Below are 18,027 nucleotides of genomic sequence, written 5' to 3'. Positions count from 1 at the left end.
GCGTGCCCAGCGCCCCCGCGTCGGCGGACTCGTCGCGATGTCCTTCGCCGCCGCGATCGTCGCCGCGACCTCGCTGCCCGCGACCTCGCTGCTCACCGCCGAGGACGTGCAGGCGCAGAACCTGACCTCGCTGATCGCCCCCGGCTCCTCCCAGCGCGAGGGCTCGCAGTCCTTCGTCGCCGGCGCGGTCGGCGCCGAGACCGTCGCCCGCGACTCCTTCGGAGTGCAGGAGCGCAAGACGCAGACGAACGTCGCCGCCATCGTCCGCACCTCCGACACCGGCTTCACGAACGACCAGAACGCCTCGATCCAGTGGCCCTTCGCGGTCGGCGTGCCGGTCGGCGACCGCTTCGGCTACCGCAACTGCGCGGGCTGCTCGGTCAACCACGGCGGCACCGACTTCAACCCCGGCAACGGCTCGCCGATCCAGGCGATCGCCGACGGAGTCGTGCGCACCGTCATCGACGGCGAGGGCTCGCTCGGAGTGCACGTCATCGTCGACCACGAGATCGACGGCGAGCTCGTCTCGAGCGTCTACGCGCACATGCAGCACGGCACCGCGGCCGTGAAGGAGGGCGACCCGGTGAAGGTCGGCCAGCTGCTCGGGCTCGTCGGCAGCACCGGCATGTCGACCGGTCCGCACCTGCACTTCGAGATCCGCATCGACGGTGTCACGAAGGTCGACTCGTACCTCTGGCTGAAGGCCAACGCCGGGCGCTGATCCGCCGGGCGCGTCAGGTGCCGGTCCGGGGCCGCCACCGTGGCGCGCACGATCTGCAGGGCCCTGTCAGGTCTGCAGGGCCCGTGTGATCTGCAGGTTTCTGTGGCATCTGCAGGGGTCCGTCCGATCTGCAGGACTTCGTGCGATCTGCAGGACTTCGTCCGATCTGCAGGACTTCGTCCCGTCTGCAGGGGCACGCGGCGATGGAGCGCGATCATCCGCGGACTCGCCCGCCGACCGCCCCGCATCCCCTGCAGATCGTACGGACCCCTGCGGATGGTGCAGACCCCTGCGGATGGTGCGGACCCCTGCAGATCGTGCGGACCCCTGCAGATCGTGCAGGGGCCGGTGGACCGTCGCGTCGGCCCCGCCGGCTCAGCTCGCGCGGAGCCAGACCGTCGTGTCGCCCGGCAGCACCGGCCCGGTGAGAGCCTCGGACGCGAGCACGATCGCGCCCGCAGGCAGGTCCACCGGCTCCGCGCCCGTGTTCGCGATCACGGTGAGGCTCCCGGTGCGGAACGCGACGACCTCCTCCGGCCAGCCCTCGAGCCACTCGATCGTGCCCTCGCCGAGTCGCGAGGCGCGACGCTCCGCGAGCAGGGCGCGGTAGAGCTCGTAGGTCGAGCCGTCCACTCCGCGCTGGGCGTCCCGGGCGAGGGGCGCCCAGTCGCCGGGCTGGGGGAGCCAGGAGTCGCCGGTCGGGCTGAACCCGTACGCGGGAGCGTCGGCCTCCCACGGGAGCGGGACGCGGCAGCCGTCGCGGCCGTAGCGCTCGCCCTTCGTGCGGAACCACGTGGGGTCCTGGCGGGACGCGTCGGGCAGGTCGATCGCCTCCGGGAGGCCGAGTTCCTCGCCCTGGTAGATGTACGCCGAGCCGGGCAGCGCGAGCATGAGCGCCGTCGCGGCGCGGGCGCGGCGCAGGCCCAGCACGGGGTCGGGCAGCCCGGCGCTCTTCGGGCCGATGCCGTAGCCCTGGGGGTTGTCGGCGGTGAGCGCCAGGCGGCTCGCGTGGCGCACGACGTCGTGGTTCGAGAGCACCCAGGTCGACGGAGCACCGACCGCGGCGAAGGCGGTGAGGGAGGAGTCGATGATCTCGCGCAGCGCGGGGCCGGCCCAGGGGGTCTCGAGATAGGCGAAGTTGAAGGCCTGGTGCATCTCGTCGGGGCGCACCCAGCGCGCGAGCTTCGGCAGGGGCTGCACCCACGCCTCGGCGCAGAGCACGCGGTCGGCCGGGTACTCGGCGAGCAGCTCGTGCCAGTCACGGTAGATCTCGTGCACGCCGTCCTGCGCCCAGTAGGGGGCCGTCTCGGGGTCCGGGTCGTCGGCGGGCGCGACTCCGCCCATCGATCCGCTGTCGGCGGGGGGCGTGTAGTCGGGCAGGCCCTCGGCCTTGATCATGCCGTGGGCCACGTCGACGCGGAACCCGTCGACGCCGCGGTCGAGCCAGAAGCGCAGGACCTCGCGGAAGCGCTCGCGCACCCACTCGTTCGTCCAGTCGAAGTCGGGCTGAGTGGTGTCGAAGAGGTGGAGGTACCACTGGCCGGCGGTGCCGTCGGGCTCGGTCACCCGGGTCCAGGCGGGGCCGCCGAAGACCGACTCCCAGTTGTTCGGCGGCAGCTCGCCCGTCTCGCCGCGGCCGTCGCGGAAGAGGTAGCGCGCGCGCTCGGCGCTGCCGGCCGGCGCCGCGAGCGCCTCCTGGAACCAGCGGTGGGCGCTGGAGGAGTGGTTGGGCACGAGGTCGACGATGATGCGGATGCCCAGCGCGTGCGCGCGGGCGAGCATCGCGTCGAAGTCGGCGAGGGTGCCGAAGAGCGGATCGACGTCGCAGTAGTCGGCCACGTCGTAGCCGGCGTCCTTCTGTGGCGAGGTCATGAAGGGGGAGAGCCAGATCGCGTCGACGCCCAGCTCGGCCAGGCTGTCGAGGCGGCCCGCGATGCCCGGGAGGTCGCCGATGCCGTCGCCGTCGGCGTCCGCGAAGGACCGCGGGTAGATCTGGTAGATGACGGCGGTGCGCCACCACTCCGCCCCGGGGGTGCTCGGCGAGTCGGTGGGGAACACGACCGACTCGTCCGCGGGCGCGCCGGAAACAGGGGATTCGAGGGGCATGCGGCCAGGATAGAGCACCCCTCAGGGGCAGGTGGTGCGCGACGTCGTAGGGTCGACGGGTGATGGACGAGACTCCCGACGAGGCCCGCGCCCGCCGCCGCAGGGCGCTGCTCTGGGTGGTGCCGCTGCTGGTGCTGCTGATCGGCGGCCTGCTCGCCGCGACGCTCGCCGTCGGCGGCTTCGCGGCGCGGACCCTGACGGGTGCGCAGGGCGCGGCGGTGTCCGGAGCGGTTCTTCTGCGCTGAGCGCCTGCGCCCGCTCCGGAGCCGTTCCGCGTGCACTCGGGCAGGCGCGTGTCCGCGGGTCGCTGCCGACCGCTCCCTGCGCTCGCTCCGCGACCCGTCTCGCGGCTACTCGGGCGGAGGGGTGCCCGCGAGTCGGTGCTGAACGGGGCCCGCGGATGGTCGAGGGCCCGCTTCGCGGCCACTCGTGCGGGTGCCAGTCCGCGAGTCGACGCGGAGCGGGGTCTGCGCTCGCTCCGGAACCCGTCTAGCGGCGACTCATGCGGGTGCCCGTGCAGGAGTCGACGCGGAGCGGGGTCTGCGCTCGCTCCGCAACCCGCTTCGCGGCCACTCGCGCAGACGCCCGTCCGCAAGACGACGCCGGGCGGGCACTCCCGGCGCGACCGGACCCCGTTCCGGGCCTGGTCGCGCAGCACGGCCGGTCTACGCCGTCGCGGCCGGTCCGTCCTCGTCCTCGGGCTGCGGGGCGCGGGAGGTGCGCGCCGCCTCCTCCGAGGTGTGCCCCGACTCCGGACCCGTCGTCGTCCGGGCCTGCTCGTCGGCTCGGGACACGGCCTCGGCGAGCTCGTCCGCCACGAGGTACCCGGTCGAGACGGCCTCGGCCCGGTAGGCCGCTCGGCCCACCATGTGCGCCGAGACCGGGACGGTGAGCAGCTGGAACCCGATCACGAGGATGATCGTGCCGGCCGCGGCGAAGCCCGGATTGCGGATCGCGACGGCCAGCATCACGCAGATGAGGCCGAGGACCTGCGGCTTGGTGCCCGCGTGCATCCGCGAGAGCAGATCGTCGAACCGCATCAGGCCGACGGCGGCGATCAGCGACAGCGCCGCTCCGATGATCAGGAGCACGGCGGTGAGGATGTCGAGCACGGCGTCCATCTCAGTCCTCCTCGCGGTTGGCCATGAACTTGGCGACGCTGATCGAGCCGAACACCGCGAAGAGCGCGAGCCCGAGGGCGACGGGCAGGGTGGTCGCGTGCTCGTTCACCGCCATCTCGGCGCCGATGCCGCAGATGATCGTCGCGACGAGCACGTCGGCGGCGACCACGCGATCGAGCACGGAGGGGCCGATCAGGATGCGCACGAGCGCGAGCAGGCAGGCGATGCCGAAGAGGGGCACGAGGACCCAGACGAGCCAGTCGATCATCGGATCGCCCCTGCCCTCTCGTCGAGCGGCTCGCTCACCCGGGCGACGTCGTCCTTCGAGCCGATGGCGCGGACGATGCGCGCCTCGGTCCGCAGCACGGTGCGGCGCACCTCCTCGATGCGCTCGCCCTCGTCGTGGGTGACGCCGAGCACGTGCAGGTAGAGCACGTTCTGCTGCGGGTCGACGTCGATCACGAGCGAGCCGGGCACGAGCGAGACCGCCTCGGTGGTCCAGACGAGCATGCCCTCGGAGCGGCTGCGCAGGTGGACGGCGACGATCGCGTTGTGCACGGGGACGGGCAGGGTGAGGATCTGCCACGAGACCCGCACGGAGGCGATCGCGATGTCGAGAGCGAGCCTCAGCAGGAAGAGCAGCACGAACCACGGGTTGATGCGGTTCGAGAACTCGACCGGAGGCAGGTAGAAGACCCGGGTGATCAGCAGGGCGATGAGGAAGCCCGACGCGATCGAGAGCACCGAGACGTCGTCCCAGAGCAGCACCCAGATGCCGACGAGGGTCACGAACATGGCGACGCGGTTCCACACGTCGACGCGGCGGCGGGGGCTCATCGGGGGCCCTCCTCTCCGAAGGACGAGTCGCGGTACACGGTCGCGATGTACGTCGACGGATCCGCGATGTCCCGTGCGGCGCGCGCGCTCGCGTCGTAGAGCGGACCGGCGCCGAGGGTCAGTCCGACGCTCACGAGCACCATGCCGGCGGTCGCGAGGACCATCATCGGCGGCGAGTGGCGCGTGCGGACGGTGCCGGTGTCGTGCGGGTCCTCCTGCAGCTGGTCGATCAGCGGGGACTCGTAGCCGGGCACCTCCTCCTGGCGGCGCCAGAACGCCATGTTCCAGACGCGGGCCACCGCGTAGAGGGTCAGCAGCGAGGTGACGGCACCGGCGCCGATGACGGCCCAGATCAGCCACGAGGGCTGGTCGACGGCCGACTCCGTGCCGGCCACGAACAGCCCGACCTTGCCGAGGAACCCGGTGAAGGGCGGGATGCCGCCGAGGTTCATCGCGGGGATGAAGTAGAGCAGGGCCAGCAGCGGCGAGGCCTTGAGCAGCCCGCCGAGCCGCAGGATCGACGTCGTCCCGCCCACGCGCTCGATCAGCCCCGTCGCGAGGAACAGGGTCGTCTGCACCGTGATGTGGTGGATGACGTAGAAGATCGTCGCGGCGTAGCCGGCCTCGGTCCCGATCGCGATGCCGAACACCATGTAGCCGATGTGCGAGACGAGCGTGAACGAGAGCATGCGCTTGATGTCGGCCTGCGCGACCGCGCCGAGGATCCCGACCACGAGGGTCAGCAGCGAGACCACGAGCAGCACTGCGCTGAGATCGTCTCCGGGGAACAGCAGCGTCTCGGTGCGGATCAGCGCGTAGACGCCGACCTTGGTGAGCAGTCCCGCGAACACGGCGGTGACCGGAGCGGGCGCCGTCGGGTACGAGTCGGGGAGCCAGAACGACAGCGGGAAGACGGCTGCCTTGATCCCGAAGCCCAGCAGCAGCACGACGTGCAGCACGAGCTGGACGTCGGCGGGGAGCTCGGCGATGCGGATCGAGAGCTGCGCCATGTTGACGGTGCCGGTCGCTCCGTAGAGCAGGCCGATCGCCGAGAGGAAGAACACGCTCGAGACCAGGCTGACGACGACGTACGTCGTGCCCGCCCGGATGCGCGGCGCCGTGCCGCCGAGGGTGATCAGCACGTAGCTCGCGGCCAGCAGGATCTCGAAGCCGACGTAGAGGTTGAAGAGGTCGCCCGCGACGAAGGCGTTGAGGATGCCCGCGGAGAGGATCAGATAGGTCGGGTGGAAGATCGTGACCGGCGTCTCGCGGTTGCCGTCGACCAGGCCCTGGCCCACCGAGAACAGCAGGACGCCGAGCAGCGTGATCGAGGTGATGACGAGCATCAGGGCGGCGAGCGGATCGACGACCAGCACGATGCCCCACGGCGGCTCCCAGCCGCCGACGTAGACGGCGCTGCCGCCGTCCTGGCCCGTGAGCACGAGCACGAGCAGCACGGAGGAGATCACCAGGACCGCCGACAGCGTGACGATGTTGACGAGGATCTGCGCCCTGCGGTGCCGGCCGAGGACCAGGGCGACCGCCGCTCCCAGCAGCGGCAGCGTGACGACGAGGGGGATCAGGACGTTCATCGATCCTCCTTCCTGTCGTCGCTCATCGAGCTCTCGCCGTGCCGGGCCGCCGTGCCCTCGTCGCTCGCCTCGAGCAGATCGTCGAGCGCCTTGTCGTCGGCGGTGGTCTGCGCCGAGATGCCCGCCGCGTCGGCGCGCACCGAGGTGTCGGTCTCGTCGTCCTCCACCTGGTCGGCGTTGGCGAGGCGCCAGCGCCGGTAGATCATGGCGAGCAGGAACGCGGTGATGCCGAAGGTGATGACGATCGCGGTGAGGATCAGCGCCTGGGGGAGCGGATCGGCCATGCCCTCGGCGGTCTCCTCGTAGCCGCGCCCCTCGATCACGAACGGCGCGAAGCCCGATCGGCCCGCCATCAGCAGGATCAGGATGTTGGTCGCGTTGCCGATGAGGATGAACCCGATCAGGATCCGGGTGAGGCTGCGCTCGAGCATCTGGTAGACGCCGGCGGCGTACATCACGGCCATCACGACGACGAGGACGAGGGTGGTGCTCATGCGTCGTCCCCCCGCCCCGGTCCGCCCACGACGGTGGAGCCGGTGGGGAGCTTCGTCTCGAGTCCGTCGACCGTGCCGGCGCCGGGGCCGGGGGTGCTGTCGGTGGAGTGGGTGACGCCGTCGCCGGACGGCGAGCCCTCCTCGGCCTCCTCGCCGTGGCGGTCGACCTCGCCGCCGAGGCTGCGCAGGATGTCGAGGGCGAGTCCGATCACGATGAGGTAGACCCCGATGTCGAAGAGGGTGGAGGTGCCGAGGTGCAGCTCGCCGAGCACCGGGAGGTACAGGTCCAGCCAGCTCGCCTCGAGCACCTCGAGACCGAAGAAGAGGGAGGACACCGCGGTTCCGACGGCGAAGAGGAGTCCGAGGCCGAGCACCTTCCCGGCGTCGATCGGAGCGGCCTCGCCGAGTTCGAAGCGACCGCCCGCGAGGTACCGCGCGACCAGCGCGAGGCCGGCGAGCAGGCCGCCCGCGAAGCCTCCGCCCGGGGTGTTGTGACCGGTGAAGAGCAGGTAGACCGAGACGATCATCGCGGGGTGGAACAGGAGGCGCACGAGCACCTCGAGCACGATCGAGCGGTTCTCGGGCCGGAGCGTGCGGCCGGCGACGAGCCAGGATCCGCGGTCGCCCTCTCCGGTGGCTTGCTCGGACTCGGAGGCGGGAGCGGTCAGGTCGCTCGCGCGCTCGCGGCGGTCGCCGGCGCCGGGCTGCTCGAGCCGCGGCGCTCCTCCGGCCCGGCTCGAGAGGAAGATCAGGCTCGCCACACCGGTGGCCACGACGACGAGCACCGAGATCTCGCCCATGGTGTCCCAGGCGCGGATGTCGACGAGCAGGACGTTGACGATGTTGCGGCCCTTGCCCTCCTCGTAGGCGAGGCGCGGCAGGTCGACCGAGATCGGAGTCGCGGTGCGGGCACCGAGGGCGATCGTCGCGACGACGGCCATGACGGCTCCGACCGAGATGCCGATGACCGCGCGCAGGCGCTTGCGCATCGGCTGGTGCTTGGCGGCGATCCGGGTCGGGAGCCGGCGCAGCACGAGCACGAAGACGACCAGCGTGACCGTCTCGATGAGCGCCTGGGTGAGGGCGAGATCGGGAGCGCCCTGGAGGGCGAAGAGCGCGACCATCCCGTAGCCCGTCGCTCCGGCGAGCAGCACCGCGGCGACGCGGTTGCGCGCGATCGCGCAGAGGACCGCGGCGAGGATCATCACCGCGGCGACGGGGAGCTGACCCGGGGTGTCCCAGAGGACGAGCTCGTCGGGCCAGGTGCGGTTGAACGCGGCGGCGCCGCCCGCCCCGAGGACGAAGACGGCGAAGATCACCGTGAGGTAGCGGGGGAGCGATCCGCGCTGGACGAACTCGGTCACCGTGCTGGCGACGCGGTCGAGCCAGCGCACTGTGGCCCAGTAGCCCTCGGCCGAGTCGATGCGGTTCGGCACCTTCGACTGGATCCGGGCCACCGTCACGCGCTTGGCGAAGAGGAGCAGGCCGATCGCGATCACCAGCGCGCTGAGACCGAGCGCGGGCTCGAAGCCGTGCCAGAGCGCCAGGTGGTAGCCGCCGTGGTCGGAGGCCTCGGCCGCGGCGACGAGCTCCGGATCGCCGTCGGGAGCGCCGAACGGCAGGGTGTCGGCGTACACGGCGACGAGGGGGTCGAGGAGGTTCGCTCCGATGCCGAAGACGACGCTCGCGGCGGCGAGCAGCACCGGAGGAGCGGTGAAGGTCCAGGCCTCCTCGTGCAGGTGCGTGTCCTCGAGCCCCTTCTTGCGGGCGAAGGCGCCCCAGAAGAAGCGGGCCGAGTAGGCCACGGTGAGGATCGAGCCGAGCACGAGTCCGACAAGCGCCACCCAGCCCCAGACCGAGCCCTGCTCGATCGCCGAGATCAGGCTCGTGAAGACGGCCTCCTTGGCGACGAACCCGAGCAGCGGAGGGATGCCCGCCATCGAGAGCACGCCGAGCAGCACGGCTCCCGCGAGGACGGGCGCCTGCCGCCCGAGTCCGCTGAGCCTGCGCAGGTCGCGGGTGCCGGCGCGGTGGTCGACGATGCCGACGGCGAGGAAGAGCAGCGCCTTGAACAGGGCGTGGCCGATCAGCAGCGTGAGTCCCGCGAGGGCGGCGTCGCGCGAGCCGAAGCCGACGGCGACGGTCAGGAAGCCGAGCTGGCTGACCGTGCCGTAGGCGAGCACGAGCTTGAGGTCGTACTGGCGGAGCGAGCGCCAGCCGCCGACGAGCATGGTCCACACGCCGACGCTGACGACGACGGGCAGCCAGACGGAGTCGTCGGCGAAGCCGGGTGCGAGGCGGGCGACGAGGTAGATGCCGGCCTTCACCATCGCCGCGGCGTGCAGGTAGGCGCTGACAGGGGTGGGCGCGGCCATGGCGGCCGGCAGCCAGAAGTGGAAGGGGACGAGCGCCGACTTCGAGAACGCCCCGAGGAGCACGAGCACGAGGGCGACCGAGACGATCGGGCCGGACGGTGCCGCCTCGACGATGCCCGCGAGGCTCGTGGTGCCCGCCTGGACGATCAGGATCACGATGCCGACCAGCATCGCGAGACCGCCGAGGGTCGTCACCAGCAGGGCCTGGAGTCCGGCACCGCGGCTCTCCTTGCGGCCGTTGTAGTGGCCGATGAGGAGGTACGAGAGGACGCTCGTGGCCTCCCAGAAGACGAAGAGGATGATCACGTCGTCGGCGGTGACCAGCCCGTACATCACTCCCGCGAAGGCGAAGAGCAGGGCGGCGAAGCGCCCGAGCGACGGCTCGTCCCGGCGGAAGTAGCTCGCGCAGTACGCGAGGACGAGCGCCCCGACTCCGCTGACCACGAGGGCCAGCACGATCGAGAGCGCGTCGAGGCGGAACGAGAGCGCGATGTCGAGTGCGGGGATCCACGGCACGCTCTCGCGGATCTCACCGCCCGACAGGATCGTCGGCAGCGCGGTGGCCGTGGCGACGAAGGTGCCGGCAGGTACGAGCGCCAGGGCGTAGAACGTCTTCGGCCCGAAGCGGTCGACGATCCACGGCGTCACGACGGCCAGGGCGAACGAGATCACGAGGATGAGGAGCATCACATGTTCCTCTCAAGATCCACCCAGCACAGTCGTGGGTCGAGTTTATCCGAGGGGTGAGCGGCGGAACCTGAGTGCGGGAAGGCTTGACTCGCTCGTGCGGCGCCGTGCAGCCCTCCGATGCCGCATCGGCCTCCTCTAGCGTGGACGCATGGCCCGCTCCCTGCTCCCCGACCAGCTCTGCCGGATCCGCGTGCACGACGTCGCCTCCGGCACGTCGACAACGGTCTTCGAGTCGAGCACCCTGCTCGTCGAGGCGCCCAACTGGTCGCCCGACGGCTCCTGCCTCGTGGTGAACGGCGACGGCCTGCTGTTCCGGCTGCCGCTCGAGGGCACCGGGGCCGGTGCGCTGGTCCCGATCCCGCTCGACGGCGTGCCGGAGGAGCTCAACAACGACCACGTGCTCGCTCCGGGCGGCGGGTTCGCGTACGTGTCGGCGCGAGACGGGCACCTGTACGCCGTGGCGCTCGACGGATCGGCGCCGGCGCGGCGGCTGACGGAGGAGGTGCGGGGCGCTCGATTCAAGCACTACCTCCACGGCGTCTCGCCCGACGGCACCCTGCTCGCCCTCATCGGCGGCGGCGAGGACGCGTCCGGTCGCTGGGTCACGAACGTGTACACGATGCCCGTCGAGGGCGGCCCGCTCACCGCTCTGACCTCCGACGAGCACCCCGACGACGGGGTCGACTTCGACGCCGACGGCGAGCTCCTGTACTTCAACTCGGAGCGCGGCGGCGGCGGACGGGCGCAGCTGTTCCGGATGCGCCGCGACGGCTCCTGGCTCGAGCGCGTCGTCGAGTCCGACACCGTCGACTGGTTCCCGCACGTCTCGCCGGACGGCGCGCACCTGCTCTCGCTCGCGTACCCGGACGGCACCGCCGGGCACCCCGAGAACCTCCCGGTCGAGCTGCGCCTGCTCGACCTCGCGGGGCGCCCCGCCGGCTCGCTCGAGCCCGGTCGCGTCGTCGAGCGGCTCTTCGGCGGTCAGGGCACGATCAACGTCGCCGGCTGGGCGCCGGACTCGTCCCGCTTCGCGTACGCCGACTACCCGCTGCCCGAGCACCTCTGAGCCGTCGCGCGAGCCGGAGTTCCTCGAGCGACCCGGTCGGAGTGCCGCCTGAGTGCTTGCTCCACATAGCCCGGAGGGGGAGTGAGCACCCCGCACCCAGCGGGTTGAATCGGAGGATGACGATCGACAGCGCCTCCACCGCCCGCGACTCCTCCACCCGCGCCCCCCTCGGCGCCTCCGGCATCGAGGTCTTCCCGCTCTCCCTCGGCGGCAACGTCTTCGGCTGGACCTCGGGACGCCAGACCTCGTTCGACGTCCTCGACGGCTACGTCGCCGCGGGCGGGAACTTCATCGACACGGCCGACTCCTACTCCGCGTGGGTGCCCGGCAACAAGGGCGGCGAGTCCGAGACGATCATCGGCGAGTGGCTGAGCCGGCGCTCGGACCGCGACGACGTGGTCGTCGCCACGAAGGTCAGCCGCCACCCGGAGTTCCAGGGCCTCGCCCCCGACACCGTGCGGGCTGCGGCCCGTGCGTCGCTCGCGCGTCTGCGCACCGACCGCATCGACCTCTACTACGCGCACTTCGACGACGACGCCGTCTCGATCGAGGACATCGCGCGCGTCTTCTCGGAGCTGGTCGACGACGGGCTCGTCCGCGCGATCGGCGTCTCGAACTTCAGCGCCGACCGCATCGCCCAGTGGCTGCGGTTCGCCTCGGACGAGGGGCTGCACGCGCCGGTCGCGCTGCAGCCGCACTACAACCTCGTCGAGCGCGGCATCGAGGCCGACCTGCTGCCGCTCGCCCGCGAGCACGGCCTGGCCGTGGTGCCCTACTACGCCCTCGCGTCCGGGTTCCTGACCGGCAAGTACCGCGACGGCTCCACTCCCGACTCGCCCCGCGCCTCCGGAGCCGCGCAGTACCTCGACGCGCGCGGTCGCCGCGTGCTCGCGGCCCTCGACGCGGTGGCGGAGGCGCACGGCACCGAGGTCGCGACCGTCGCTCTCGCCTGGCTCCGCTCGCAGCCCGGAGTCGTCGCCCCGATCGCGAGCGCCCGCGTGATGGAGCAGCTCCCCGCCCTGGTCGCCTCGGCCACCCTCGTGCTCGGCGAGGACGAGCTCGCCTCCCTCGACGCGGCGAGCCGCTCGTAGCGGGGCGGGTCTCGATACGCGCCTGCGGCGCTACTCGACCAGCAGGATCGGCGCGGCTCCTCCCTCGCGGAGCAGCTCCTCCATGCTGCGCACCGCGCGCACCGTCTCCCCCCCCCTTGCTGATCGAGTGGCCCGCGCAGCGGGCGTATCGAGATCGCCGCCCCCTCGACCAGCGGGGTGAGCACCGCCCCACCCGCGGTCACCGCCGCTCCAGCGAGGTGCTATTGTCTAACGGTGCCAAATCGCGGGCACGCCCCGAGAGGGGCAGGTCCTCCGGGTCCGATGCCCGCAGGTGCGCCCCCTTAGCTCATTGGTAGAGCACTTCCTTGGTAAGGAAGAGGTAGTGGGTCCGATTCCCACAGGGGGCTCCGTTCCCGCAGATCGAGTCTGCGAAGAACGCGCGGCGGGGTAGCTCAGGTGGTTAGAGCACACGGCTCATAATCGTGGTGTCGCGGGTTCAAGTCCCGCTCCCGCTACGTTCGGGAAGAACCCCGGCTCCTCGCGAGCCGGGGTTCTTCTGCTTCCCGGAGGCGGCCCGGGCCGCGAGTCAGACCGCGCAGCCCGCGAAGAGCACGTCGTCCGAGGCGACCAGGTCCTCCAGGCGCAGCAGGCGGTCCAGGTCGTGCCCGGCCGCGAGCGCGTTCGAGCGCTCCGCCGGCGTCTGCGGCGCGAGCCGCCCCTCCATCACGCCGCCGAGCGCCCGCACCGCGCACGCTGCGACGACGCCCTCGGGCGTTCCGCCGATGCCCAGCACCAGATCGACCGCCCCGTCGGGGTCGGCCGCCTCGATCGCGACCGAGACGTCGCCCTCGCCCCGCAGCGACAGCGCGACGCCGACGAGCCGCAGCTCGGCGATCAGCGCCGTGTGCCGCGGCTTGTCGAGCACCGCGACGACGAGCTCCTCCACCGGCTTGCTCAGTGCGGCCGCGAGCGCCTGAGCGTTGTCGCCGGGGGAGCGGTCGAGCGAGACGACCCCCGCGCCGGCCGCCGAGCACACCAGCTTGTCCATGTAGAAGACGTCGCGCGGATCGAAGAGGGCGCCGCGCGGGGCGAGCGCGATCACGCAGACGGAGCCCGGCAGTCCCTCGGCGGTCAGCCGCGTGCCGTCGAGCGGATCGACGGCCACGTCGCACGACGGCGGGATCCCCAGGCCGAGCCGCTCGCCGTTCGCGAGCATGGGGGCCTCGTCCTTCTCGCCCTCGCCGATGACGACCGTCCCGTCGAAGGGGGCGTCCGCCAGCACCGCGCGCATCGCGGCGACCGCGGCGTCGTCGGCCGCCACCTTGTCGCCGCGGCCGTGCCAAGCGCGGGCCGCCTCGGCAGCGGCCCGCACGCTGTCGGCGATCGCGTACCGCAGCTCCAGCGGGTAGGCGTCCGACGCGATCAGCCGCACCTCGCTCACGAGCGGGCCGGCTGCGCGGTGGCGGTGCGCACGAGGCGCTCGAGCGTGCGCAGTCCGTCCGAGGACAGGACCGACTCCAGGTGGCCCTGCACCGACGCGACGTGCTGGCCGCGCAGCGCGTCGACCACTCCGCTGACCGGGTCGCCCGACACCTCGAGATCCAGCAGCGGCGTGCGCTCGACACCCGACCCCGCCACCGACGAGAAGGTGTTGTAGAAGCCGATCGCCACCTCCTCGCCGAAGACGTCGACCGCGAGTCGCACGCCCTGGCGCGGCGCGGGCAGCGGCTCGACCGGCAGCCCGGCGAGCAGCGACAGCATCTGGTGGCTGAGGCACACGGCGAGCATCGGACGCTCGGAGTCGAGCCGCTGGGTCATCAGCTCGCGCAGGCGCGCGATGCGCGGCTCGGAGTCGTCGCGCGGATCGCCCGGGCCGGGCCCGAACACGACGAGGTCGTCCGAGAGCACGTCCTCGACGCTCGACCAGCGCTCGACGCGGGCGTCCATGCCGAGGTGGCGCAGCTGGTGCGCGAGCATCGTCGTGAACTGGTCCTCGTTGTCGACGATCAGGGCGGTGTGACCGTCGAGACCCGCGATGTGCTCGGGCGCCTGCGGGCGCAGCCAGAACGACGCGAGGCGCTCGTTGCGCGCCTCGAGCGCCTCGGCGACCCCGGGCTGCGCGTTGAGGTCGACGGCGGGCGGGATCTCGCGACCCGGCAGGAGCCCGAGAGCCGACAGCACCCCCGAGGCCTTGGCGCGCGTCTCGGCGACCTCCCCCTCCGGAGTCGAGTGGCGCACCAGGGTCGCGCCGGCCGGCACGGTCAGCCGGCCGTCGGGCTGGAGGTAGGCGGTGCGGATGAGGATCGGCGCGTCGACCGTGTAGCCGTGCTCCTCGGGCTCGAAGAGCGCGAGGACACCGGAGTAGTAGCCGCGCGGCTCCTTCTCGTACTCGGCGATGACGGCGCAGGCGTTCTCCATGGGGGAGCCGGTGACGGTCGGCGCGAACATCGTCAGGCGCAGCACCTCGCGGACGTCGAGATCGGTGCGCCCCTCGAGGAGGTACTCGGTGTGGCTGAGGCGCGACATCTGCTTGAGGAAGGGGCCGAGGATGCGTCCGCCGTTCGGGCAGACCGCGCTCATCATCTTCATCTCCTCGTCCACGACCATGAAGAGCTCCTCGCTCTCCTTCACGTCGGCGAGGAACGCGAGCACCTCCTCTCCGGTGGGACCGGCGGCCGGGTGGCGGAAGGTGCCGCTGATGGGGTTCATCATCGCGACGCCGTCGCGGACCGAGACGTGCCGCTCGGGGGTCGCTCCGACCGCGGTCACGGTCTGCGCGCCGTCGACACCGGGCGTGTGGATCGCGAAGGTCCAGTAGGCGCCGGACTCGTCGGTCAGCAGGCGGCGGAACCAGGCCAGCACCGCCTCGACCGGAGCGGCGTCGGTGTGCGCGACGAAGGCGCGGGCGATCACGAAGTTGGCGCCCTCGCCGCGGCCGATCTCGTCGTCGATCACGTGCCGGACGATGTCGGCGTACTCCTCGTCGGGCACGTCGAAGCCGCGCTCCTCGACCGGGATCTCGCGCTCGGGGAGCAGCCGGAGGGCCTCGTCCAGCGGCACGCTCTCGCGTTCGCGGACGAGGAGGTTGCGCAGCGGCGCTCCGTCGTCCTTCGCGGCGAACCCGCGCTCGCGCACCTGGCGGTAGGGCACCAGCGTGAGCACGTCCCCGCCGTCCAGCGGGATGTCGGCGAGCCCGTCGACGTCGACGACGTCGCCGGTGAAGACGTCCACCTCGGAGCGGCCCTGCCGGAGCACGACGGCGAACGGCAGCGATCCGTCGGAGGAGAGGATGCGGGAGAGGAGCGAGGTCATCGTGGTCCTTGGTTCGGGGTGTCCCTCACCCGGGCCCTGACATGCAGAACGACCGCCCGGACGAGGCGGTCGTGTGCGAGGGGTTCGCGCGTCGGTCCGCCTAGGAGGCGGGCCACCAGGGGCTTCGGTTCGACGTGCGCACGGGGGGAGTCTAGGGGACCGCGCGACGGGCGGCCAAGCGGGAGGGAGTGGCGCGTCCCGAACGGGCGTCTACCCGTGCCCTCCGGCCCCGTGGTAGGAATACCCGCCCGGGACCACCGCCGACGATCGGCGCTTCACGCGAGGACACGCATGCTCCGCTCCACCTCTTCCCTGCTGATTACCGCCGCCCTCGGAGCGACCCTGATGCTCGCCCCGGCCGCCGCCGCGTCGACCACGACCCCCACGCCCGTGGCGAGCACGTCGTCGCCCGCGCCCACCGCGACGCCGACGCTCACCCCGGCTCCGGTGCCCACCGTCTCGCTGCCGCCGCTGCCGCCGCTGCCGCTGCCGACGCTCACCCCGGAGCCGGTCTCGGAGCAGTGCTACGAGGAGGGCGAGTCGCCCATCGACTTCGCCGGCGTCGCGACCATCGGCTCCGGGGGGACGCAGACCGAGATCTCGATCCCGGGCGGGACGCTGCGCGACTGCCTCACCTCGTGGAGCTACACGATCGAGGTCCTGGTCGACGACGAATGGCAGGCGGTCGCCGGAGACGGCTCCTCCTCCCGCGAGGTCCCGCCGCTCGTCGAGACCCGGTGGCTCGGCGGGGTCGAGAAGAGGGGGCGCTACATCTACCGCGGCTACTCGGGCACCGTCCCCGGTCCCGATTTCGTGGTCGCGGAGTTCTCGCTCGCGGCCGCCGTCGATCCCGAGCCCGCTCCGGTCGTCCCCGTCACGATCCCGGTGACCCCGGCGCCGTCCCCGACGAGCACCGGCACCGTGTCGACCGCGCCCCGCCCGGCCGTCCCCACCGCCGGACACGCGCTCGCCGAGACCGGCTCGGACGCCGGAGCGCTCCTGCCGATCGGCGCGCTGGCGCTGGTCGCCGGCGCCGCGGCCCTCGTGACCGCGCGGCTGCGTCGCCGCGTCAGTTGATCGTCCGGGGGGCGGGGCGCTCGGTCGTCTCGCCCCGCAGCGTCCGCAGCAGGAGCGTCGCCCCCGCGGTGGCGGCGGGGGTCGCCACCACGGCGCCGCCCGGGATCAGGAACGCCAGGTAGACCGCGACTCCGAACCCGAGGGACACCCCTCGACGCTCGCCGAGGAGCCGGCGGCGCTCGGCCAGCGTCATCCCTCGTGCGTCGCCCGCGAACCCGGTCAGTTCGAGGGCGAGCGCCCGCCCGCCGACGAGGGCGCCCGCGAGAAGGCCGATGATCTGCCCGACGACCGGGATCACGCCCAGCAGCACGAGCACGATCCCGATGCCCACCGAGGTGGCGATCAGCGCGGCGGAGTCGCGGAGCGAGCGGCCGAGCCCGCTCCAGAAGCCGGTCTCGCGCTCGTCGGGCACGCCGCCGAGCTCGTTCTCGACGCCGCGCCAGATCCGCTCGTAGAAGGGGTCGCCCACGAGCAGAGTGACGGCCGCGAAGACCACGACGCCCAGGGCGACGAGCGCCCCGACCGCGGCGACCGAGATCGCCAGCCGCGCGCTCGACGCCCAGGCGTCGCTCCAGCCGTCGGCGAACGGCGTCAGCGCGGTGACGACGTCGCCCACCCGGGTCACGACCAGCACGAGCAGGCCGACGAAGACGAGGCCGACGATCAGGGGAGGGATCGCCCCCAGCAGCATCGCCCGGGGCGAGCGCACCCAGGTGCCGAAGCCGCGGAGGAAGAGGCGGGCGCCGAGGGCGAGTTCGCGGAGGACCGTCATGGTCCGATCCTCCCAGCCCCGCGCCGCCGTCAGGCGAGCTCGAACGGAGCGAGCAGGCCGGACATCGCCTTCGGGCGCGGCGTCGCGAACTCGTCGCGGCGTGAGGTCGTGACGCCCATCGCCACGAGGCCCTCGACGAGGCGGACGGCGGCCGCGACTCCGTCGATCACCGGCACGCCCAGCTCCTGGGAGAGCTCGCGGCAGAAGTCGGCCATGCCGGCGCAGCCGAGCACGATCACGTCGGAGCCGTCGGCCGCGAGCGCGGCGGCGCACTCCTCGAGCACCACCCGCCGGGCATCGGAGCGAGGGTCGTCGAGGTCGAGCACCGGGATGTCGCAGGCGTGGACGCCGGCGCACGCCTCGCCGAAGCCCGCCCGGCGCGCGATGTCCCAGGCTCGTCCGCTGGTCCGCGAGAGCGTGGTCACGACGCTGAAGCGGCGGCCGACGAGGGTCGCCAGGTGCATCGCGGCCTCGGCGATGCCGACGACCGGTCCCCGCGCCAGCTCGCGGGCGGCATCGATCCCCGGATCGCCGAAGCACGCGACGACGTAGCCGTCGCTGCCCGACGCGTCGCCCCGGACGATCTCGTGCAGCAGTCCCGGCACGGCGAGCGCCTCGTCGTAGTGGCTCTCGATCGAGGCCGGGCCCATCGGAGGCGTCACCGCCGTGATCTCGGTGCCGATCGAGGCGACGGAGCGGGCGGCCCGGCCGATCGCCTCCGTCATCCGCTCGCTCGTGTTCGGGTTGACGACGGTGATGCGCATGGGGTTCCTCGGGGACGTGGCGGGAGGGGGAGGGCGGCCGCGCGGAGG

General features: G+C 72.4%; 16 protein-coding genes and 2 tRNA genes. 7 read left to right on the top strand and 11 right to left on the bottom strand.

Going from position 1 to position 18,027, the window contains the following annotated elements; all coding sequences use genetic code 11:
• Positions 1-721, top strand: a 721-nt coding sequence (locus NB037_RS14365; protein ID WP_279308946.1) for a M23 family metallopeptidase, incomplete at its 5' end; no start/stop codon positions are given.
• Positions 722-1,096: 375 nt separating this feature from the next.
• Here the strand turns inward: NB037_RS14365 and NB037_RS14360 are convergent.
• Positions 1,097-2,827, bottom strand: a complete 1,731-nt coding sequence (locus NB037_RS14360) for a glycoside hydrolase family 13 protein (protein ID WP_251946806.1) — start codon at positions 2,825-2,827, stop codon at positions 1,097-1,099.
• 62 nt (positions 2,828-2,889) lie between these two features.
• Here NB037_RS14360 and NB037_RS14355 point away from each other — a divergent pair, with 62 nt between their 5' ends.
• Positions 2,890-3,072 (top strand): hypothetical protein, encoded by a 183-nt coding sequence (locus NB037_RS14355; RefSeq protein WP_251946804.1) that lies wholly within the window; start codon positions 2,890-2,892, stop codon positions 3,070-3,072.
• Positions 3,073-3,492: 420 nt separating this feature from the next.
• On the opposite strand, the gene mnhG is transcribed toward NB037_RS14355, so the two are convergent.
• Genes mnhG through NB037_RS14325 form a run of 6 tightly spaced genes read right to left on the bottom strand, consistent with a single transcriptional unit; the run spans position 3,493 to position 9,933 of the window.
• Positions 3,493-3,948: a monovalent cation/H(+) antiporter subunit G gene (gene mnhG / locus NB037_RS14350; RefSeq protein WP_251946802.1), complete on the bottom strand. Its 456-nt coding sequence runs from the start codon at positions 3,946-3,948 to the stop codon at positions 3,493-3,495.
• Position 3,949: 1 nt separating this feature from the next.
• On the bottom strand, positions 3,950-4,216 hold the full coding sequence (locus NB037_RS14345) for an MrpF/PhaF family protein (RefSeq protein ID WP_251946800.1): 267 nt from the start codon (positions 4,214-4,216) through the stop codon (positions 3,950-3,952).
• Complete coding sequence (locus tag NB037_RS14340; protein WP_251946799.1) at positions 4,213-4,785, bottom strand: Na+/H+ antiporter subunit E; 573 nt, start codon at positions 4,783-4,785, stop codon at positions 4,213-4,215. The genes NB037_RS14345 and NB037_RS14340 overlap by 4 nt, the downstream gene beginning before the upstream one ends.
• Positions 4,782-6,377 (bottom strand): Na+/H+ antiporter subunit D, encoded by a 1,596-nt coding sequence (locus NB037_RS14335; RefSeq protein ID WP_251946797.1) that lies wholly within the window; start codon positions 6,375-6,377, stop codon positions 4,782-4,784. Before NB037_RS14335 ends, NB037_RS14340 begins: the two co-directional genes overlap by 4 nt.
• Positions 6,374-6,871, bottom strand: coding sequence for a Na(+)/H(+) antiporter subunit C (locus tag NB037_RS14330; RefSeq protein ID WP_207404617.1), 498 nt, complete (start codon positions 6,869-6,871; stop codon positions 6,374-6,376). The genes NB037_RS14335 and NB037_RS14330 overlap by 4 nt, the downstream gene beginning before the upstream one ends.
• Entirely contained in the window at positions 6,868-9,933 is a 3,066-nt protein-coding gene (locus tag NB037_RS14325; protein WP_251946795.1) for a Na+/H+ antiporter subunit A, read from the bottom strand. The genes NB037_RS14330 and NB037_RS14325 overlap by 4 nt, the downstream gene beginning before the upstream one ends.
• Positions 9,934-10,084: 151 nt before the next feature.
• Here NB037_RS14325 and NB037_RS14320 point away from each other — a divergent pair, with 151 nt between their 5' ends.
• From NB037_RS14320 to NB037_RS14305, 4 genes are all read left to right on the top strand, one after another.
• Entirely contained in the window at positions 10,085-11,002 is a 918-nt protein-coding gene (locus tag NB037_RS14320) for a TolB-like translocation protein (RefSeq protein WP_251946794.1), read from the top strand.
• A gap of 116 nt (positions 11,003-11,118) precedes the next feature.
• Entirely contained in the window at positions 11,119-12,093 is a 975-nt protein-coding gene (locus tag NB037_RS14315; RefSeq protein ID WP_251946792.1) for an aldo/keto reductase, read from the top strand.
• Between the two features lie 296 nt (positions 12,094-12,389).
• Positions 12,390-12,461, top strand: a tRNA-Thr gene (locus tag NB037_RS14310).
• A gap of 34 nt (positions 12,462-12,495) precedes the next feature.
• Positions 12,496-12,569 (top strand) — tRNA-Met (locus NB037_RS14305).
• A gap of 71 nt (positions 12,570-12,640) precedes the next feature.
• Here NB037_RS14305 and NB037_RS14300 read toward each other — a convergent pair.
• Together NB037_RS14300 and NB037_RS14295 are read right to left on the bottom strand one after the other, a co-directional pair.
• Entirely contained in the window at positions 12,641-13,495 is an 855-nt protein-coding gene (locus NB037_RS14300) for a class II fructose-bisphosphatase family protein (protein ID WP_251946790.1), read from the bottom strand.
• Positions 13,492-15,366 (bottom strand): anthranilate synthase family protein, encoded by a 1,875-nt coding sequence (locus NB037_RS14295; RefSeq protein ID WP_251946788.1) that lies wholly within the window; start codon positions 15,364-15,366, stop codon positions 13,492-13,494. The genes NB037_RS14300 and NB037_RS14295 overlap by 4 nt, the downstream gene beginning before the upstream one ends.
• Before the next feature lie 291 nt (positions 15,367-15,657).
• Between NB037_RS14295 and NB037_RS14290 the strand changes: the two genes are divergently transcribed.
• A complete protein-coding gene (locus tag NB037_RS14290) occupies positions 15,658-16,443 on the top strand; it encodes a hypothetical protein (RefSeq protein WP_251946786.1) in 786 nt (261 codons plus the stop codon).
• On the opposite strand, the gene NB037_RS14285 is transcribed toward NB037_RS14290, so the two are convergent.
• Together NB037_RS14285 and NB037_RS14280 are read right to left on the bottom strand one after the other, a co-directional pair.
• Entirely contained in the window at positions 16,436-17,215 is a 780-nt protein-coding gene (locus NB037_RS14285; protein WP_251946784.1) for an EI24 domain-containing protein, read from the bottom strand. The two genes, NB037_RS14290 and NB037_RS14285, sit on opposite strands and share 8 nt — an antisense overlap.
• A gap of 29 nt (positions 17,216-17,244) precedes the next feature.
• The gene (locus tag NB037_RS14280; RefSeq protein WP_251946782.1) at positions 17,245-17,979 is read right to left on the bottom strand and encodes an aspartate/glutamate racemase family protein; all 735 of its coding nucleotides are present in this window, start codon (positions 17,977-17,979) and stop codon (positions 17,245-17,247) included.
• Between the last annotated feature and the right edge of the window lie 48 nt (positions 17,980-18,027).

This window comes from Rathayibacter rubneri (assembly GCF_023743255.1).
Classification (GTDB): Bacteria; Actinomycetota; Actinomycetes; order Actinomycetales; family Microbacteriaceae; genus Rathayibacter; species Rathayibacter rubneri.
Note: the sequence above shows the minus strand (reverse complement) of the source record. Positions and strands in the feature narration are given on the sequence as shown.